The organism is Pseudoalteromonas sp. NEC-BIFX-2020_002 (assembly GCF_013002825.1).
GTDB lineage: Bacteria > Pseudomonadota > Gammaproteobacteria > Enterobacterales > Alteromonadaceae > Pseudoalteromonas > Pseudoalteromonas neustonica.
In genome coordinates, this window is the sequence record NZ_JABEPJ010000003.1 from 53,282 (window position 1) to 68,869 (window position 15,588).

The window sequence follows — 15,588 nt, forward strand, 5'->3', positions numbered from 1 at the left end:
TAAATATAATGTTCAATGACATACAATTATTATGCCTAACTTAAGTAGATTTTTGCTCTACGTGTTTATTTATATCGGTGAGGTAAGGGTTTTCCTTTAATGTTTTTATTAAATCATTATAAGAAAAATCAACTTTATTCAAAAAATGATCATAAACAGCGGTAATTGCTTTGTAATCGTCTGGTTCATCAAGTGTTAGGCGAAAGTGGCTATAATCTTCATGCGCACTGAATGTGTGGGTCGTTATGGTATTAAATTTTGCCATGCCTAACGTCACATGTTCACGATCGGCGGGTGATGTGGCTTTTAAATAAGTATTTTCTAATAATTTGAAAGAAAAAGCACAACAATCTAGTCCCCTAGGGTAACCACTGTGCGGGCCTAAATTAACCATGTCATAATTTTGACTCGTTCTTTCATTAATGACTTGCGTACAAAGCGCTTCATCAATCAAGGGGCAATCACTGGTTAACCTGACTATGGTTGTTGATGGTTTTGCGCCATAATGCTTTGCAGCTAAATAATAACGACTTAGCACGTCGTGCGTGTCGCCTTGATAGGTTTTTATATTTAACTGCGCGCACAAATCTAAAATGGGTTGTTCAGTTCCATCATTCGTCGTTGCAATAATGATATGTTTATGCCAACTAGGTAAGCGTTCAAGCATAACTTGTAACACGGGTTTGCCACACAGTGGTAACATCACTTTTGCAGGCAATCGAGTTGATGTCATACGTGCTTGAATTATTACTAATACATCAGACATGTTTAATGGTAATCATAATTATTATTGAGATAAATATAGCAAATCATTACACTCTTGCACATAACTTAAAGGTTAAAATCCTTTTGGATCAATGTGATTTATTAATTTATAAGCTAGTCGAATAGGTTTAGGTATAAAGTTTGCTTAAATGTAATGGTTTTTGACAGTGCAATTTAGGGATCGTAAATGGCGTTTAATTCTGAAATTACCATTAATGGTAGAACTATCGGGTCAGGCTACCCTGTGTATATTATTGCCGAAATGTCAGCTAATCACGGGCAAGATTTAGAGCAGGCAAAGGCGTTGGTAAGGGCGGCTAAAGAGGCTGGAGCGGATGCAATCAAGTTGCAAACGTACCGTGCAGATACTTTAACGATGGATTGTAAATTACCGCACTTTGAAGCAACTGGGCCATGGAAAGGGCAATACTTATATGATCTTTACGAAGGTGCATATATGCCATGGGATTTTCATGCTCCGTTGGTCCAATTGGCAAATGAAATAGGTATAACAATTTTCTCTTCTCCATTTGATGACTCTGCTGTGGATTTATTGGAATCGTTAGATTCACCGGCATATAAAATTGCTTCACCTGAGTTGATTGATCATGCGCTGATTCGAAAAGTCGCAGCAACTGGAAAACCGATGATCATGTCAACCGGTGGTGCAACCCTTGCTGAAATAACTGATGCGGTTCAAGTTGCAGAGCAAGCGGGGGTAAAAGAGTTGTGCGTATTAAAATGTACTAGTACTTATCCAGCCCCTGCAGAGTCAATAAATTTAGCCACAATTCCTCATCTAGCGGATAGTTTTAAGTGCCCAGTGGGGCTTTCAGATCATACTTTAGGTAATGATGTACCCATAGCATCAGTCGCTTTTGGCGCACATGTTATCGAAAAACATTTTGTATTAAGCAAAGATGATGAAACGGCTGATAGCTTTTTTTCAATGACACCAGATGAACTTAAAGCATTAATACATGGTGTTCGACAAGTCGAAAAAGCGATTGGAATAGTACATTATCCCCTTAAACCTTCACCTAATCGCCGTTGCTTATACACGACTAAAGATATTGAATCAGGAGAGATTTTAACCGTTGATAATGTTGCGAATCTTCGACCAGGTGGTGGTGAGTTAGCCCCAAAAGAATTACCGAATGTTATTGGTAGGAAGGCGCGCCTATTTTTACCTCGCGGTACACAGCTATGTTGGCAGGATATGGAATAATTAGCATGATAAATGAAGAGTTATTACAAGGTTTTTTTTGTGATTTTTTAATCGCACGCGGTATTAGTATTTCAAAGAAAAATATTAATCACTTTAATTTTACTGGTTCAGGTAGCATTGATTCATTTGAAATTCTTAGCATGATTATGGAGCTTGAGATGCTTACTAATATTCATCTGAGCCCTGATGAACTCATGGATGAAAATAATGCAACTGTGGGTGGTTTGATTGAAACGCTATTGAGTAAGCAATGAATATTGTAGCTCGAGTTTCTACGTGTTTAGGTATTGGCCATTTAATGCGTATAAAGTGGCTGCTGCTTGAGTTGCAGTCAAATACTCAAGCTAGCCTCACTTTGGTTTTGGATATTCAACAAGCTGATTTAGCGCCTTTTATACAAAAGCTGATATGTGATGATATACATTTTGTTAAAACGGCGTCCAAACAAGATATTGCTACTTTACTAAGCGTAATAAAAACCTCAAATGCTGATTTGGTAATACTCGATCATTACGATTTAGATATTGAATATGAAAAACAAATTGGTAGTGTAGGCGCAAAATTAGCGGTATTTGATGACTTAGGCAGAGAACATGATTGTGATTTTTTATTCGATGCTAAGTGGGTGGGAGAGCTAACCCACAAACGCTATGATAAAAAATCATCAGCAAAAACTCGTCATTTTTTAGGGCCTGATTTTTCATTATTAGCCCCCCCATTTAGCCAAACTTTGAATACGCACGTTTCAAAAAGTAAAAATAAAACGAATATTCTTTGTTCTTTAGGTGGTGGTGGCGATCTTAGCATTTTTGCATCATTAGTTAATTCAGTACCTCATGAGCTACATAGTCAAATCCAATTTACGGTTGTAGTTGGTCCTAAAGCTGAAAATAAACAGGTTATTACTCGCCTTGGGGAGAAATTTAAAAACATAACGATTTTATGTTCTCCTTTATCTATAGCAAACGAATACCGCAATACTGATTTATTTATTGGAGCATTGGGTACATCGTTATACGAGCTGGCCGCATTAAAAGTACCTGCAATCACATTTTCTATCGCAGCTAATCAAGAAAATGATATAACTCACTTACAGCAATTAGGGCACTTTTTACATCTAGATGAATTCACAGATTCCCAAGCATGTTTATTAGGCGCTCAGCTGGGTGGCTTTATTTGTTGTTTACCTCGTATTAAAAAGCTACGCCATAATGCAATTGTTACTGTTGATGGTTTAGGTGTAAAGAGAGTTGCTGCAATTTTGCAAGCGCAGGAGTTTGACGTAACTGACATAAGTAGCCAAGTAAGGGACGCAAACCACATTGCCCAACTTACCACGCAATACGCAGTACGCGAGGTTGAGGATAGCGATGTAAATAATTACTTAATTGCTAGGAATTTACCAAGTAATTCACAAAAGATGACCATTAACACAGATATTCCAAGGCTTGAACATTACTTATGGTGGTTTCGAAGTGAAAGAAAATCGTATGTTGTTGAGAAAATAGGTATTCCTGCTATGTATGTATGGCACCAGTATGTATCTGCAAACTCGCATGATTATTTATATGGTGGTTGGTTTACAGCACGCAATGATGTGCCTTTTAATTTGGCTATGTTGACCCTTCAATGGCAGCTTGATTTTTGTAAAGCCAGTCATCCCAACGCTATTTGGCTTGCCGTGATCCACAAAGATAATAAATTCGTCAATTTGCTCAATAAATATATGGGGTTTGTGTCAACGCCTATCGACTCTGTTGAATATACTACAACCCAACAGTTATTCCCTTTAGCCGATGAACAATTTAATTTTGTGATGTGGGATCCAAATGCATAATAATAATATTTACCAGTTAGTTCAATCTCATGCAGTGAGCCAACCCGATAAGATAGCCTGCGTATACCAAAATACATCCATATGTTATCAGCAGTTAATTGATAAGGTAGATCATTTAGCGGCAGGTTTAATACAATTTGGCATAAAATCAGGTGATAAGTTGGCGTTATTTTGTCCAAACAATTTAGAGTTTGCTTATTGCCTATTAGCGGCAGCTAAACTGGGAGTAGCATTGGCTCCATTGCCTTTGACGCTTAAAGGGCATGCATTATCAAAAGCGTTACAGGTAGCTGATTGCAGTTACGCGATTGCATGGGTAAGTGTTGCAAATCAACTAGTAAAAAACGATGTATTGCCTAGCGACAAAATCATTTCGTTAGGCGGTCATATTGACGGGGCAAAGGACATGGCTTCGCTAATGTCATTGTCTGGTGAGCATTGTGATTCTTTTCTTGCAGATATTAACGCTCCTTTTATTCTTACAATGACCTCTGGTTCAACGGGTCAACCTAAGCCAATCGTATTTACTCAAGCGACCAAAATTGTCCGCGCGTTTGACGCAACGGCTCATTATTACCAATTAGATAAAACTGATGTAGTGTTAGTTTCAACTCCTTTATATCATTCATTAGCACAGCGCTCATTGCTTATGCCATTAATGTTGGGTGCGAGTGTGGTTATATTACCCAAGTTTTCTGTAGGTGCTTGGCTTGATGCGATTGAAGTTCATAAAATTAGTTTTTTATTCGCTGTTTCAAGCCAATTAAAGGCCTTACTTCCTGAGTTAAAAAAGGCGCAATTAACAAGCTTGAAATGTGTTGTATCATCTTCTGCAACCCTTGAAAGTGACGATAAAAAATTACTATTATCAGCCTTAAATTGCCATTTCCATGAATGCTACGGGGCATCAGAAATGGGTGTGATCAGTGATTTTGATATAACTCAACCTAATGTGCCGATTAATAGTGTAGGTAAGCCTTTACCAAATTTGAGAATAAAAATATGTGACTCTGAACGTCATCTTTTATCTACAGGAAGTATAGGTGAAATTGCCTGTTGCTCGCCTACTGCATTTGCACAGTACTATAATTTACCAGAGCAAACTGCCCAAAGTTATGATGATGAGGGGTATTTTTTTACTGGCGATCTAGGTTATCTTGATGGCGATGGTTATCTTTATTATGTTGGTCGTACTAAAGAAGTGATCAAATCAGGTGGGATCAATGTTTACCCAAGTGATATAGAGTTAGTGACTAATTACTTACCTTGGGTTGATGAGTGTGCCGCATTTGGGGTGGACGATGATAAATTTGGTGAAGTTATTCTATTAGCGTTTGTATGCAGTAAAAATGCCCCTAGTAATGCAAAAGCCCAATTACAAATGCATTTACTAAAAGAACTAACTGACTATCAGCAACCACGGATTTTGTTTGATATGGCAGTTTTACCGAAAACTGAAATGGGTAAAATTCATAAGCCAAGTATCAAACATAAATACTTTCAGGGTAAAGTGTAATATTACACATCTTCCCAACTTAACGTTTGTGTTGAGCGCTTTGCGGCAGCAAATAGTTTTAAGCCATCAGCGGCATGCTCTAAACCAAACACGTATGAGTTGCTGCTTGTTTGACCTTGTTGAAAAGACGCGAGATCTTGGGCTATATCGCTATATAAATTGGCAAACGCTTCAACAAAGCCAGTTGGGTGCCCTGGTTTCATTCGGTTATATCTAAATTGATGAGCATAATCACATTGACCTGCACGGTCGAGGATTTCTCGTCTACCATCGTTAAAGTTAAGTTCTAATTCATCAGGGTTTAATTGTAGCCACTTGGCACTGCCAATATCGCCATAAATTCTAACTTGTAACCCATTACGATGACCAATAGCTGTTTTTGACATCCACATGCTACCTTTAATGCCACTGGCGTATTTTACGAGCATGTGTACGTCATCGACTAAATTAGCATATTGAGAGTGGTTACTAAACTCTGCGAGTGTGTGACTTGGTTCTTCATTTAATAAAAAACTACTTAGGTGGTGAAGGTGTACACCTAAATCTAGACATATTGTTGGCACTTCAGCGTCTTGCAGGCGCCAGGCTTGCGGTTGCGACGTTTTACCGGCAATATCAGGAGGTCGGCGAAAGCCTTCTTGTGGCATTTCTAAATGAATTTTTTGAATTTCCCCTAACTTTCCTGAATTAATTAGGTGCTTTAACTCCCGCACCATAGCATAACCACTGTAGTTAAAGGTTACCGCTAAAAATTGCTTTTCAGGGTCATAGTATGGTCTTAGTGCAGCTATTTCTTTCGGGCCGCAAACCATGGCTTTTTCACAGATCACAGGAAGCTTTTTTTCAAATAGGTATTGTAGAACTTCTAAATGATGAGGTGTTGGAGTGAGCACTACAAACGCATCAATGTGATCTTTTTCAGCTTCGACCATGTGTTTCCAATCATCGTAGACACGATCTGAAGGTATACCCCAATGAATTCCTGTCGCTTTGTTGTTTTCTTGGTTACGACAAAAAGCACCAGCAACAACTTGAAACTTATGATCCATGTGTGCTGCACAAAAGTGTACGTATCCAACCGCAGACGTGTTACCCCCACCGATAAAAGCGAGTTTGAACGTTGGGTGAGTGTGTAGCATAGCAGCCTCATGTTTCATTAAATGATATGTTTTATATCGTCAAAAAAGTTAAAAACTTTAATTTAAGATTTGCTGTAAGGTGTTAAGTACAAAATGTACTTCTTGCTCTTGCAACGTTGGATGCAAGGGAAGGGTGATTGCACCTTGATAATACTTTTCAGCATTAGGGAAGTCACCAACACTAAAGCCCATAGCTTGATAATAAGGTTGTAAATGTATTGGGATATAATGCAGATGGCCAATAATCCCGACAGCCCGAAGTTGGGTTATAACGTTTTTATGGCGAGTTATATCGCTATCTTTAAGCTGAACTATATATAAATGATAAGCGGAATAGCAGGTATCACTTTGATGTAATGGGCGGATCAGATTAAGATCTAGGTGTGTATCATATATCTGAGCTAAAAAGTGGCGCTGGTTAACAAACTCATCAACTTTACTTAGCTGGCTAATACCTAATGCGGCATGCAAATCAGTCATTCGGTAATTAAAACCAAGCTCTACTTGTTGGTAGTACCAAGGGCCATGACTTGGCTCGGTCATTTCGGTTGGATCAGATGTGATACCGTGGCTTCTTAATTTTCTTAAGCGCTTTGCTAGCTCTTGATTATTGGTGACGGCCATGCCGCCTTCTGCACTTGTGATTATTTTTACAGGGTGAAAGCTAAATACACAAATATCTGAAAACTCACAACAGCCTACGGGTTTATCTAAATACTTAGCACCTATAGCATGAGAGGCATCTTCAACAATTTTAAAGTCATATTTTAGAGCAAGTTTATGAATAGCTTGCATATCGCATGATTGACCCGCTAAATGAACGGGGATCACTACCTTAGGTAAGCAATTGTTTTGTTCTGCTAGAAGCAATTTTTTTTCAAGCTCAAAAACTGACATATTGCCAGTGTTTAAGTCAATATCAACAAAATCAATTTTAGCTCCGCAATACAAAGCGCAGTTTGCTGAAGCAACAAATGAAATAGGGGATGTCCACACTATATCGTTACTACCAACGTCAAGCGCTAAACAAGCTATGTGTAATGCTGATGTTGCACTATTAACAGCTACACCATGCTCTGCCTTACAATAACTAGCAACAGCATCTTCAAATGCTGGCACTTTAGGGCCTTGAGTGAGCCAATCTGACTTTAAAACATCGACTACCGCATCAATATCAGTTTGGTCGATAAATTGTTTACCGTATTGGATCATATAAGTGCCTGAATATTAAAAGCATCTATTTCTTCTATCGTTAAGAAATGAGGGTTACTTAAAGAGTTATATTCAAACCCAACCTCGACTTTCTTACCTTGTTCATTTAATGCGTTGGTGTCGAAATCATTGCACCGGCTACTAAATTTAATACCAGGAGCAATCACAAAATGATCATCAAACTCATAGGTATCAAAACATAAATCAGATGGGCACATAATTTCATGCAATTTTTCACCGGGGCGAATACCGATAATTTTAACGGGTAAGTCAGGCGCCATTGCTTTAGCTAAGTCGGTAATGCGAATTGACGGTATTTTAGGGACGAATATTTCTCCACCTAACATGCGTTCAAAGTTCGTTAAAACAAAATCTACACCTTGTTGCAGGCTTATCCAAAAGCGCGTCATTTCTTCATGTGTAATGGGAATGTGATCTTGACCTTGCTCAATAAATTTTTGAAAAATTGGGACAACAGAGCCGCGTGAACAAACAACATTACCGTAACGCACAACTGAAAATGTGGTGCGATTTCCGCCAGCAATATTATTGGCGGCAACAAATAGCTTATCCGACGCCAATTTAGTGGCGCCGTATAAGTTAATTGGGTTAGCTGCTTTATCGGTAGATAGAGCAATAACTTTTTCAACATCGTTGTCCAGCGCTGCATCAATTACATTCTCAGCGCCGTTGATATTTGTTTTTATGCATTCCATTGGGTTGTATTCAGCGGCGGGAACTTGCTTAAGAGCTGCTGCATGAATAACATAATTTACACCGCGCATGGCTCTTCTTAAGCGATCTTTATCGCGAACATCGCCGATAAAATATCGCATACATGGTTGATTAAATTCTTGTTGCATTTCAAATTGTTTTAGCTCATCACGAGAGAAAATTATAATCTTTTTAGGGTTATATCGCTCGAGCAAGGTTTTTACGTATTTCTTACCGAATGATCCGGTACCACCGGTTATTAAAATTGTTTTGTTATCGAACATAGTGTTACCCAAGTTATTTATCATTGGCGTAGTTGTTTATAAAAGTTAAATACGCAAAAGTGAAATTCATTACACATCTCAGTACTTTACCTATTAACTTAGTTGGTTAGCAAGCAAGATGCCAAGTTAATTTAATTTAACCATGGTACAAAGTGTAAAATTTGGCAAATTAAGCTATAATTTAACCAATCAGTGTGTCGGAGCCTGCTATGAAAATTCAATCACCATCTACTAGTTTTTTAAACCAAACACAGCAAACTGGAAATAAGCTTGCAGAACAACTCGCTACGGGTAAAAAAATAAACTCTGCGGCAGATGACGCAGCTGCGTTACAGATTATAGACCGTTTGACCTCCCAACAAGATGGGTATGGGCAAGCCGTGAGTAATGCTTATGATGGCATTTCTTACTCACAAGCAACAGAATCTAATTTATCTGGAGTTAATGATGCCGTGTCACGTATTCGTGAACTCTCTATTCAAGCAGGTAATGGCGCGTTGAATGATAATGATCGCGCAGCTTTACAAGATGAAGTTGTGCAATTACAAAGTCAAATAACAGACACCTTTGAGAATGCATCATTTGGTGGTAAACCATTGTTTGATGGTCAGGCAGTATCGTTTCAAGTTGGGCCAGATGCGAATACAACGCAAAGTGTAACTCCTGGCAATGGGAGTATTGCTAGTGTGGTTGCGGGTATTGACATTTCGACCCAAGCTGGCGCGCAAGCTGCGATTGATATTAGTGATCAAGCTGCAGATGAAATTAATAGTCAGCGTGCAGAGCTTGGTGCATTTGAAAATACGCTTTCAAGTACCATTCGCGGACTGGGCGAGCAAAATGAAAATATTGCCGCGAGTAAAAGTCGAATTCAAGATACCGATTATGCGCAGGCTATTTCTCAGCAGGTATCTAACGATATTTTAGCGCAAGCATCTATTGCACTTCGTGGGCAAGCAAACCAATCTGCAGAATCTATTTTAGGTTTGTTATAACCGTTATATTGAAACAGTAATTATTAAGTATTACTTATAGTTAACTAGGCGTCTGTTTTTTGGCATTGATGTCAAAAAACTGCCGCTTAGTGCTTGCATCCCTCCCAAAGTCGCTTACAATTTAATGTATCAATCTTTTTTGTAGTAATTGTGGCTCGCCAATAATGATCTTGATTTTAGATAATAATAATAATCGTGCGATAGGCTTAAATGCGGCGCTTACTTTCATTGGTGAAGCGGTGCAATTACTTGATGAACAAAATTTTGAGCAGATATGTTCCAGCTTTGATAAAAAAGAGTGCATGGTTATCCTTGGTGCACTCAATGACCTTGAGCATGAAGCTGTAATTAAAAAATACCCGACACTTCCCTTTTTATTGATTGGCGAAACACTTAAACCATTACTAAGTATTGCTAATGTAGTCGGCCTTATCTGTGAGCCGTTTACTCATGATGTGACTACTCAATTACTGCATGATTGCCAACAGTATCAACGGATGCTGCCAAATGAACATAAGCACGCAAAACCACATAAAACCTTTGATGGGTTAGTCGGTGAAACAGAAGCTGTTAAAGATGTGCGTTTTTTGATTGAGCAAGTGGCGAAAACTGATGCAAACGTACTTATATTAGGTGAGTCAGGCACAGGTAAAGAAGTTGTGGCTCGTAATGTACATTTGCTTTCTAAGCGCAACTCAGGACCATTTGTACCAGTCAATTGTGGTGCTATACCTGCCGAGTTATTAGAGAGTGAATTGTTTGGCCATGAAAAAGGGGCGTTTACGGGGGCTATTTCTGCTCGTAAAGGGCGTTTTGAACTTGCTCAATGCGGAACACTCTTTTTAGATGAAATTGGTGATATGCCGCTGCAAATGCAAGTGAAGCTTTTGCGTGTGTTACAAGAGCGAAGTTACGAAAGGGTTGGTGGCACTAAGGCAATTCAAGCTGATGTTCGCGTAATCGCGGCAACGCATAGAAACCTTGAGATGATGATTGAGCAAGGGAGCTTTCGCGAAGATTTATATTATCGTTTAAATGTCTTTCCAATTGAAAACCCATCGCTTAATGAGCGCGCAGATGACATCCCATTATTACTGAAAGAATTAATGCGTCGTGTAAATGAACAAAGTGGTACAACTGCTAAATTTACAGAGCGGGCAATTGATAGCTTAAAGGAACATGCATGGCCAGGTAATATTCGTGAACTAGCAAATTTAGTGGAACGTATGGTCATAATGTTCCCTGATAAAGTCGTTGATATCCCCGATTTACCAGCCAAATACCGTTATATTGAAGTAGAAGCATACGAACCACAGTACCCAGAAGAATTAATGGAACGTGATGCATTTAATGATATCTTTAGCGCAGGTTTTAGTGATTATGATGATGAACCTGATGTTGAAGTTAGTCAGTCTTCAGTTGATTTACTTCCCAATGAGGGAATTGAGTTAAAGGATTATTTGGCAGAATTAGAAATAAGCCTGATCACTCAGGCCTTAGAGCGTTATGATTATGTGGTAGCACGTGCAGCCGAAATTTTAGGGGTACGCCGTACAACCTTAGTTGAAAAGATGAAAAAATATAACTTATCACGAGATTAATTCGGGGTAGTTTTCATCTTCTTAGTAACTGAAGTTCGACTCAGTAGCAGCGATTTTACATCGCGAACCGTAAACAAGCGCGTGATAAATCTGAGCCTACTATACCCAAGTCACCTCAATATGCAGTTTCAGTTGGAGTTAAAAGCGATTTAGGCAAGGCATTGATTGCAAGTAATGGTGAGTCTATTGTTAAAATCAATCCCTTATAAAAGTAACGCAGTATAAATCGCTTTTAAACAAACCCATTGGGCGTTTCATAGGCGCTTACTCTCATCGTTGTTACTTCTTAAAAGGGACTGCCATTGTTGCAAAGTAACGCCTTGATATTAAGCCCCTGTGAAACGCTGAAGTCTGCATCTTGAGGTGGCTTGGGTATATACCCCATAGACGGAAATTTGTTTCTCATATGTCTTGCTTGTTGAAAATTAACCTAACGCGCTAAAACACGCCCTAGGGTTTTCTTCTTTAAACTCTTTTTACTCAATAGCTTAAAGCTATTTTGTACAAAGACAATACTCTCTAGCGTCTAGTATTGCTCAATAATCTCAGCTTTGCGGAAACAGTCATTACTGTGATCGTTTACCATGCCACAGGCCTGCATATGGGCGTACACAGTGGTTGGCCCTAAAAATTTAAAACCTCGTTTTTTTAAATCTTTTGCAAACGCAGTTGATGCCTCGGTAATCGCGGGGTAGTCACTGAGTTTGTCTAAATCACTCACTAACGGCTTACCACCCACAAACTGCCATTGGTAGTGACTAAAGCTACCAAACTCTTGCTGAATTTCGATAAAACGTTTTGCATTATTTATTGTCGCAGCAATTTTTAGCCGGTTGCGAACAATTGTTTCATCAAGCATTAATCGTTCAATATCGTGTTCGTTCATTAACGCGACTTTTTCTACATCAAAATCTAAAAAAGCACGACGATAGCCACTGCGTTTTTTTAAAATTGTATACCAACTTAATCCTGCTTGTGCTGATTCAAGGGTAATAAACTCAAACAGTTTTTGGTCATTATAAAGTGGCACGCCCCATTCATCGTCGTGATATTTAACATAGTCTTCTTTACTGATATCGAGCCAAGGGCAGCGACATGCATTTTCTTTACTCATTGAATAATCCTTTCTTTTAAAACCGATGTCATTTTTTTGTCGCGCAAGTTTAAAGCTAACATTATGAAAATAAACATTAATAATAGTGGTATGAATCGTGCATTTAACTCGTTAGAAACGATTTATAAGAGTATCGATTATGGCCTTAGCTAATGTCTTGAAACCACAATTTATCACAGCTACCCAATATAACCCATGCCTTCAGCAAGAAGAGTATGTGGGTGAGCTTAGTGAGCTGCGTCAACAAGCCAGCTGGTTAAGCCACTTAGTTGATACTATGCCTGCGGGAGTTGTGGTGCTAGATGCCAGAGGCATGATCGCAAAAGCCAATCAAATAGCGATTGATATGCTTGGCGAGCCACTTGAAGGTGAAAAGTGGTTTAGCGTGATCCAGCGCTCTTTTCGACCTCAGCAGGATGATGGTCATGAAGTATCTCTCAAAGATGGTCGCTTAATTAAATTAGAAATAACGGCGTTGACACCAGAGCCTGGACAGTTAATTTTAATGACAGACTTAACTGAAACGCGTCGTTTACAAACACGAGTTGCACATATGCAACGTTTGAGTGCACTGGGTAAAATGGTGGCATCTTTAGCTCATCAAGTGCGTACACCATTATCTGCGGCTATGTTATATGCCGCTAATTTAGGATCCAAGCGTTTACCTGAAAGCTCTCGAGGCAGTTTTCATACAAAATTAATGTCACGGTTAAAAGATCTCGAAACGCAGGTGAACGATATGCTGTTATTTGCAAAAAGCGGCGATCAGCAAGTGGTAGAGCAGGTGTCTATGCAGCAGCTATTAACAGAAGTGAAAATGGGTGCTGATGCGATGGTTGCACTAAACAATTGCGAACTTGAGGTTAGCCTACCGGATCCTGATGTTGAAATTGTCGGTAATAAAACGGCGTTGGCGAGTGCTATTCAAAACCTTGTTCATAATAGTATCCAAGTTATTGGTGCTGGCGCGAAAGTTTACGTAAGTGCGCAACGTGATGAAGATGAGCCTGAGTTTGTTCGGATCAGTGTTAATGATAATGGTCCCGGTATTGATTTAACGCAAGCTGATAAGTTATTTGAACCATTTTATACTACTAAAAGCCAAGGCACAGGGTTGGGCTTAGCAGTGGTTAGCTCAGTGACAATTGCTCACCAAGGGCGAGTTGATGTTGCTAATAATACACAGGGCGGTGCTTGCTTTAGCTTGCTGCTGCCTATTTGTGCAGAATCAAAGTCAGTGGAGGTCATATGAGTAACAATACGATTTTAGTTGTAGAAGATGATGCAGGGCTTCGAGAGGCTTTGATCGACACGTTAGAAATGTCAGGAATTGATTGTGTTGCGGCTGATAGCGCTGAACAAGCAATGGTTTTATTGAAAAAAGATAGCTTTTCTTTAGTCGTAAGTGATGTGCAAATGGGGGCGATGAGTGGTCTTGATTTATTGCGGAGCATTAATTTAAATCACCCTGATTTACCAGTATTGATGATGACAGCATATGCAACAATCGATGATGCGGTTGAGGCAATGCGTTTAGGTGCGATTGATTATATGGCTAAGCCATTTGCGCCAGAAGTGTTACTCAATATGGTGAGCCGCTATTTACCAGAACCAGAAAAAGAAACGGATGGCCCAATTGTCGCAGATCCGAGCAGTATTCAATTATTAGAGCTTGCTTGTAAAGTTGCTAAATCTGATGCCAGTGTAATGGTGTTAGGCCCAAGTGGCTCAGGTAAAGAAGTATTAGCACGGTTTATTCATGATAAATCAGATCGTGCAGATCAGCCTTTTGTCGCAATTAATTGCGCTGCGATCCCAGAGAATATGCTTGAAGCGACCTTATTTGGTTATGAAAAAGGCGCATTTACAGGTGCAATCCAAGCTTGCCCTGGGAAATTTGAGCAAGCACAAGGTGGTACGATTTTACTTGATGAAATCACCGAAATGGATTTAAGCCTGCAAGCTAAGCTACTACGTGTACTGCAAGAGCGTGAAGTTGAACGTTTAGGTGGTCGAAAAACGATTAAATTGGATGTTAGAGTATTAGCCACTAGTAACCGTGACCTAAAAGAGGCCGTAAGTGAGCATCAATTTAGAGAAGATCTTTATTACCGTTTAAATGTGTTTCCATTGATGTGGCGCCCACTTTGTCAGCGCCCTGGTGATATTATTATATTGGCAAAGCATTTAATTGAGCGTCATATTAGTAAAAGCAAAGAGCCAATGGCACAACTTAGTCTATCAGCGCAGGATAAATTATTATCACACGCTTGGCCTGGTAATGTGCGTGAGCTTGATAATGTGATCCAGCGCGCATTAATACTGCGCCACGGTGATGTGATCGATGAAAATGCTATTTTTATCGAAAATCTAACAACGGCTCCATTAACCACCGCTTTAGCTAGCAATCCATTACCTGCTGACACAGCAAGCTCATTGAGTAATGAAGCGTATTACGACGTACAAGTGCCGACAATTAAAGCAAAAGCAACACACAGTGAGCCATTGCTTAGTACGGACTCTGGCAGCTACAAAGATGAATTAAAAGATAAAGAACATCGCATTATTTTAGAAACGCTTTCTCGCTGTCAAGGTAAGCGAAAAGATGTTGCTGAGACTTTAGGGATCAGTCCGCGAACATTACGCTATAAATTGGCGCAAATGCGTGACTTAGGTATTGCATTACCAGCCTAACTTTTATAAATATACGCTCAGTGCTCACTGAGCGTTCTTCCGTCAAAACTCTGACAAGTTAAATTAAACCGTAACTAACTGTATTTAAATGACTATTTTATGGCACGTTTTGTGCTTTATCTAGTTATAAGTAAATTGTATCGTCAGAGATCATTATGAAAATTGAAAACAGTGCATTATTCCAAGAAATGCAATCCATGGCTCTTGAAACAAGCCGTGGTAATCAAGTAAATAACATACCAACTGAAGCGCAACCAACGTCATCAGCACAATTTGGTGATTTACTTACTAGCGCGTTAAATACGGTCGATGGCCATCAAAAAGAAGCGAAACAAAAGGTGACGGCCTTAGAAATGGGGGACCGCAGTGTTTCGTTAGCTGAAGTGATGATCGCATCACAGAAATCATCTGTCGCTTTTGAAGCGACCGTTCAGGTTCGTAATAAGCTTGTAGAGTCTTACAAAGAAATCATGAACATGCCTGTTTAAC

The 15,588-nt window shown here is 39.3% G+C and carries 14 protein-coding genes; 9 read left to right on the forward strand and 5 right to left on the reverse strand.

The window, feature by feature from the left end; all coding sequences use genetic code 11:
* Positions 1–40: 40 nt before the first annotated feature.
* A complete protein-coding gene (locus tag HJP15_RS04555) occupies positions 41–766 on the reverse strand; it encodes a cytidylyltransferase domain-containing protein (RefSeq protein WP_082355637.1) in 726 nt (241 codons plus the stop codon).
* Positions 767–952: 186 nt separating this feature from the next.
* Here HJP15_RS04555 and pseI point away from each other — a divergent pair, with 186 nt between their 5' ends.
* The 4 genes from pseI to HJP15_RS04575 are packed head-to-tail and all read left to right on the forward strand — an operon-like array spanning position 953 to position 5,346.
* Complete coding sequence (pseI, locus tag HJP15_RS04560; RefSeq protein WP_170173157.1) at positions 953–1,993, forward strand: pseudaminic acid synthase; 1,041 nt, start codon at positions 953–955, stop codon at positions 1,991–1,993.
* A 5-nt stretch (positions 1,994–1,998) separates the two neighbouring features.
* Complete coding sequence (locus HJP15_RS04565; protein ID WP_170173158.1) at positions 1,999–2,247, forward strand: hypothetical protein; 249 nt, start codon at positions 1,999–2,001, stop codon at positions 2,245–2,247.
* Complete coding sequence (gene pseG / locus HJP15_RS04570; protein ID WP_170173159.1) at positions 2,244–3,830, forward strand: UDP-2,4-diacetamido-2,4,6-trideoxy-beta-L-altropyranose hydrolase; 1,587 nt, start codon at positions 2,244–2,246, stop codon at positions 3,828–3,830. The genes HJP15_RS04565 and pseG overlap by 4 nt, the downstream gene beginning before the upstream one ends.
* Positions 3,823–5,346, forward strand: coding sequence for a class I adenylate-forming enzyme family protein (locus HJP15_RS04575; protein WP_170173160.1), 1,524 nt, complete (start codon positions 3,823–3,825; stop codon positions 5,344–5,346). Before pseG ends, HJP15_RS04575 begins: the two co-directional genes overlap by 8 nt.
* 2 nt (positions 5,347–5,348) lie before the next feature.
* On the opposite strand, the gene HJP15_RS04580 is transcribed toward HJP15_RS04575, so the two are convergent.
* From HJP15_RS04580 to pseB, 3 genes are read right to left on the reverse strand one after another with little or no spacing between them, the layout of a single operon-like run.
* Complete coding sequence (locus HJP15_RS04580) at positions 5,349–6,503, reverse strand: Gfo/Idh/MocA family protein (protein WP_349304610.1); 1,155 nt, start codon at positions 6,501–6,503, stop codon at positions 5,349–5,351.
* A 39-nt stretch (positions 6,504–6,542) separates the two neighbouring features.
* A complete protein-coding gene (pseC, locus tag HJP15_RS04585; RefSeq protein ID WP_170173162.1) occupies positions 6,543–7,697 on the reverse strand; it encodes a UDP-4-amino-4,6-dideoxy-N-acetyl-beta-L-altrosamine transaminase in 1,155 nt (384 codons plus the stop codon).
* Positions 7,694–8,695: a UDP-N-acetylglucosamine 4,6-dehydratase (inverting) gene (gene pseB, locus HJP15_RS04590; RefSeq protein WP_054203322.1), complete on the reverse strand. Its 1,002-nt coding sequence runs from the start codon at positions 8,693–8,695 to the stop codon at positions 7,694–7,696. Before pseB ends, pseC begins: the two co-directional genes overlap by 4 nt.
* Positions 8,696–8,904: 209 nt before the next feature.
* Between pseB and HJP15_RS04595 the strand changes: the two genes are divergently transcribed.
* Together HJP15_RS04595 and HJP15_RS04600 are read left to right on the forward strand one after the other, a co-directional pair.
* Positions 8,905–9,690 (forward strand): flagellin N-terminal helical domain-containing protein, encoded by a 786-nt coding sequence (locus tag HJP15_RS04595; RefSeq protein ID WP_054203321.1) that lies wholly within the window; start codon positions 8,905–8,907, stop codon positions 9,688–9,690.
* Positions 9,691–9,854: 164 nt separating this feature from the next.
* Positions 9,855–11,291, forward strand: coding sequence for a sigma-54 interaction domain-containing protein (locus HJP15_RS04600; protein ID WP_054203320.1), 1,437 nt, complete (start codon positions 9,855–9,857; stop codon positions 11,289–11,291).
* Positions 11,292–11,817: 526 nt separating this feature from the next.
* Here the strand turns inward: HJP15_RS04600 and HJP15_RS04605 are convergent.
* Positions 11,818–12,405 (reverse strand): DNA-3-methyladenine glycosylase I, encoded by a 588-nt coding sequence (locus HJP15_RS04605; RefSeq protein WP_170173163.1) that lies wholly within the window; start codon positions 12,403–12,405, stop codon positions 11,818–11,820.
* 139 nt (positions 12,406–12,544) lie between these two features.
* On the opposite strand from HJP15_RS04605, the gene HJP15_RS04610 reads away from it, so the two are divergent.
* From HJP15_RS04610 to fliE, 3 genes are all read left to right on the forward strand, one after another.
* Complete coding sequence (locus HJP15_RS04610; RefSeq protein WP_054203318.1) at positions 12,545–13,657, forward strand: sensor histidine kinase; 1,113 nt, start codon at positions 12,545–12,547, stop codon at positions 13,655–13,657.
* Positions 13,654–15,099 carry a sigma-54-dependent transcriptional regulator gene (locus HJP15_RS04615; RefSeq protein WP_054203317.1) on the forward strand — a complete coding sequence of 482 codons (1,446 nt, stop codon included), beginning with the start codon at positions 13,654–13,656 and terminating at the stop codon, positions 15,097–15,099. The genes HJP15_RS04610 and HJP15_RS04615 overlap by 4 nt, the downstream gene beginning before the upstream one ends.
* 155 nt (positions 15,100–15,254) lie before the next feature.
* The gene (fliE, locus tag HJP15_RS04620; protein ID WP_054203316.1) at positions 15,255–15,587 is read left to right on the forward strand and encodes a flagellar hook-basal body complex protein FliE; all 333 of its coding nucleotides are present in this window, start codon (positions 15,255–15,257) and stop codon (positions 15,585–15,587) included.
* Position 15,588 lies beyond the last annotated feature (1 nt).

Bases quoted from the DNA above. Each gene is read 5' to 3' on its own strand.
- HJP15_RS04595 (WP_054203321.1), top strand. From the start codon at position 8,905: ATGAAAATTCAATCACCATCTACTAGTTTTTTAAACCAAACACAGCAA.
- pseC (WP_170173162.1), bottom strand. From the start codon at position 7,697: ATGATCCAATACGGTAAACAATTTATCGACCAAACTGATATTGATGCG.
- HJP15_RS04615 (WP_054203317.1), top strand. From the start codon at position 13,654: ATGAGTAACAATACGATTTTAGTTGTAGAAGATGATGCAGGGCTTCGA.
- pseI (WP_170173157.1), top strand. From the start codon at position 953: ATGGCGTTTAATTCTGAAATTACCATTAATGGTAGAACTATCGGGTCA.
- HJP15_RS04600 (WP_054203320.1), top strand. From the start codon at position 9,855: ATGATCTTGATTTTAGATAATAATAATAATCGTGCGATAGGCTTAAAT.
- fliE (WP_054203316.1), top strand. From the start codon at position 15,255: ATGAAAATTGAAAACAGTGCATTATTCCAAGAAATGCAATCCATGGCT.
- HJP15_RS04555 (WP_082355637.1), bottom strand. From the start codon at position 766: ATGTCTGATGTATTAGTAATAATTCAAGCACGTATGACATCAACTCGA.
- HJP15_RS04575 (WP_170173160.1), top strand. From the start codon at position 3,823: ATGCATAATAATAATATTTACCAGTTAGTTCAATCTCATGCAGTGAGC.
- HJP15_RS04580 (WP_349304610.1), bottom strand. From the start codon at position 6,503: ATGAAACATGAGGCTGCTATGCTACACACTCACCCAACGTTCAAACTC.
- HJP15_RS04565 (WP_170173158.1), top strand. From the start codon at position 1,999: ATGATAAATGAAGAGTTATTACAAGGTTTTTTTTGTGATTTTTTAATC.
- HJP15_RS04605 (WP_170173163.1), bottom strand. From the start codon at position 12,405: ATGAGTAAAGAAAATGCATGTCGCTGCCCTTGGCTCGATATCAGTAAA.
- pseG (WP_170173159.1), top strand. From the start codon at position 2,244: ATGAATATTGTAGCTCGAGTTTCTACGTGTTTAGGTATTGGCCATTTA.
- pseB (WP_054203322.1), bottom strand. From the start codon at position 8,695: ATGTTCGATAACAAAACAATTTTAATAACCGGTGGTACCGGATCATTC.
- HJP15_RS04610 (WP_054203318.1), top strand. From the start codon at position 12,545: ATGGCCTTAGCTAATGTCTTGAAACCACAATTTATCACAGCTACCCAA.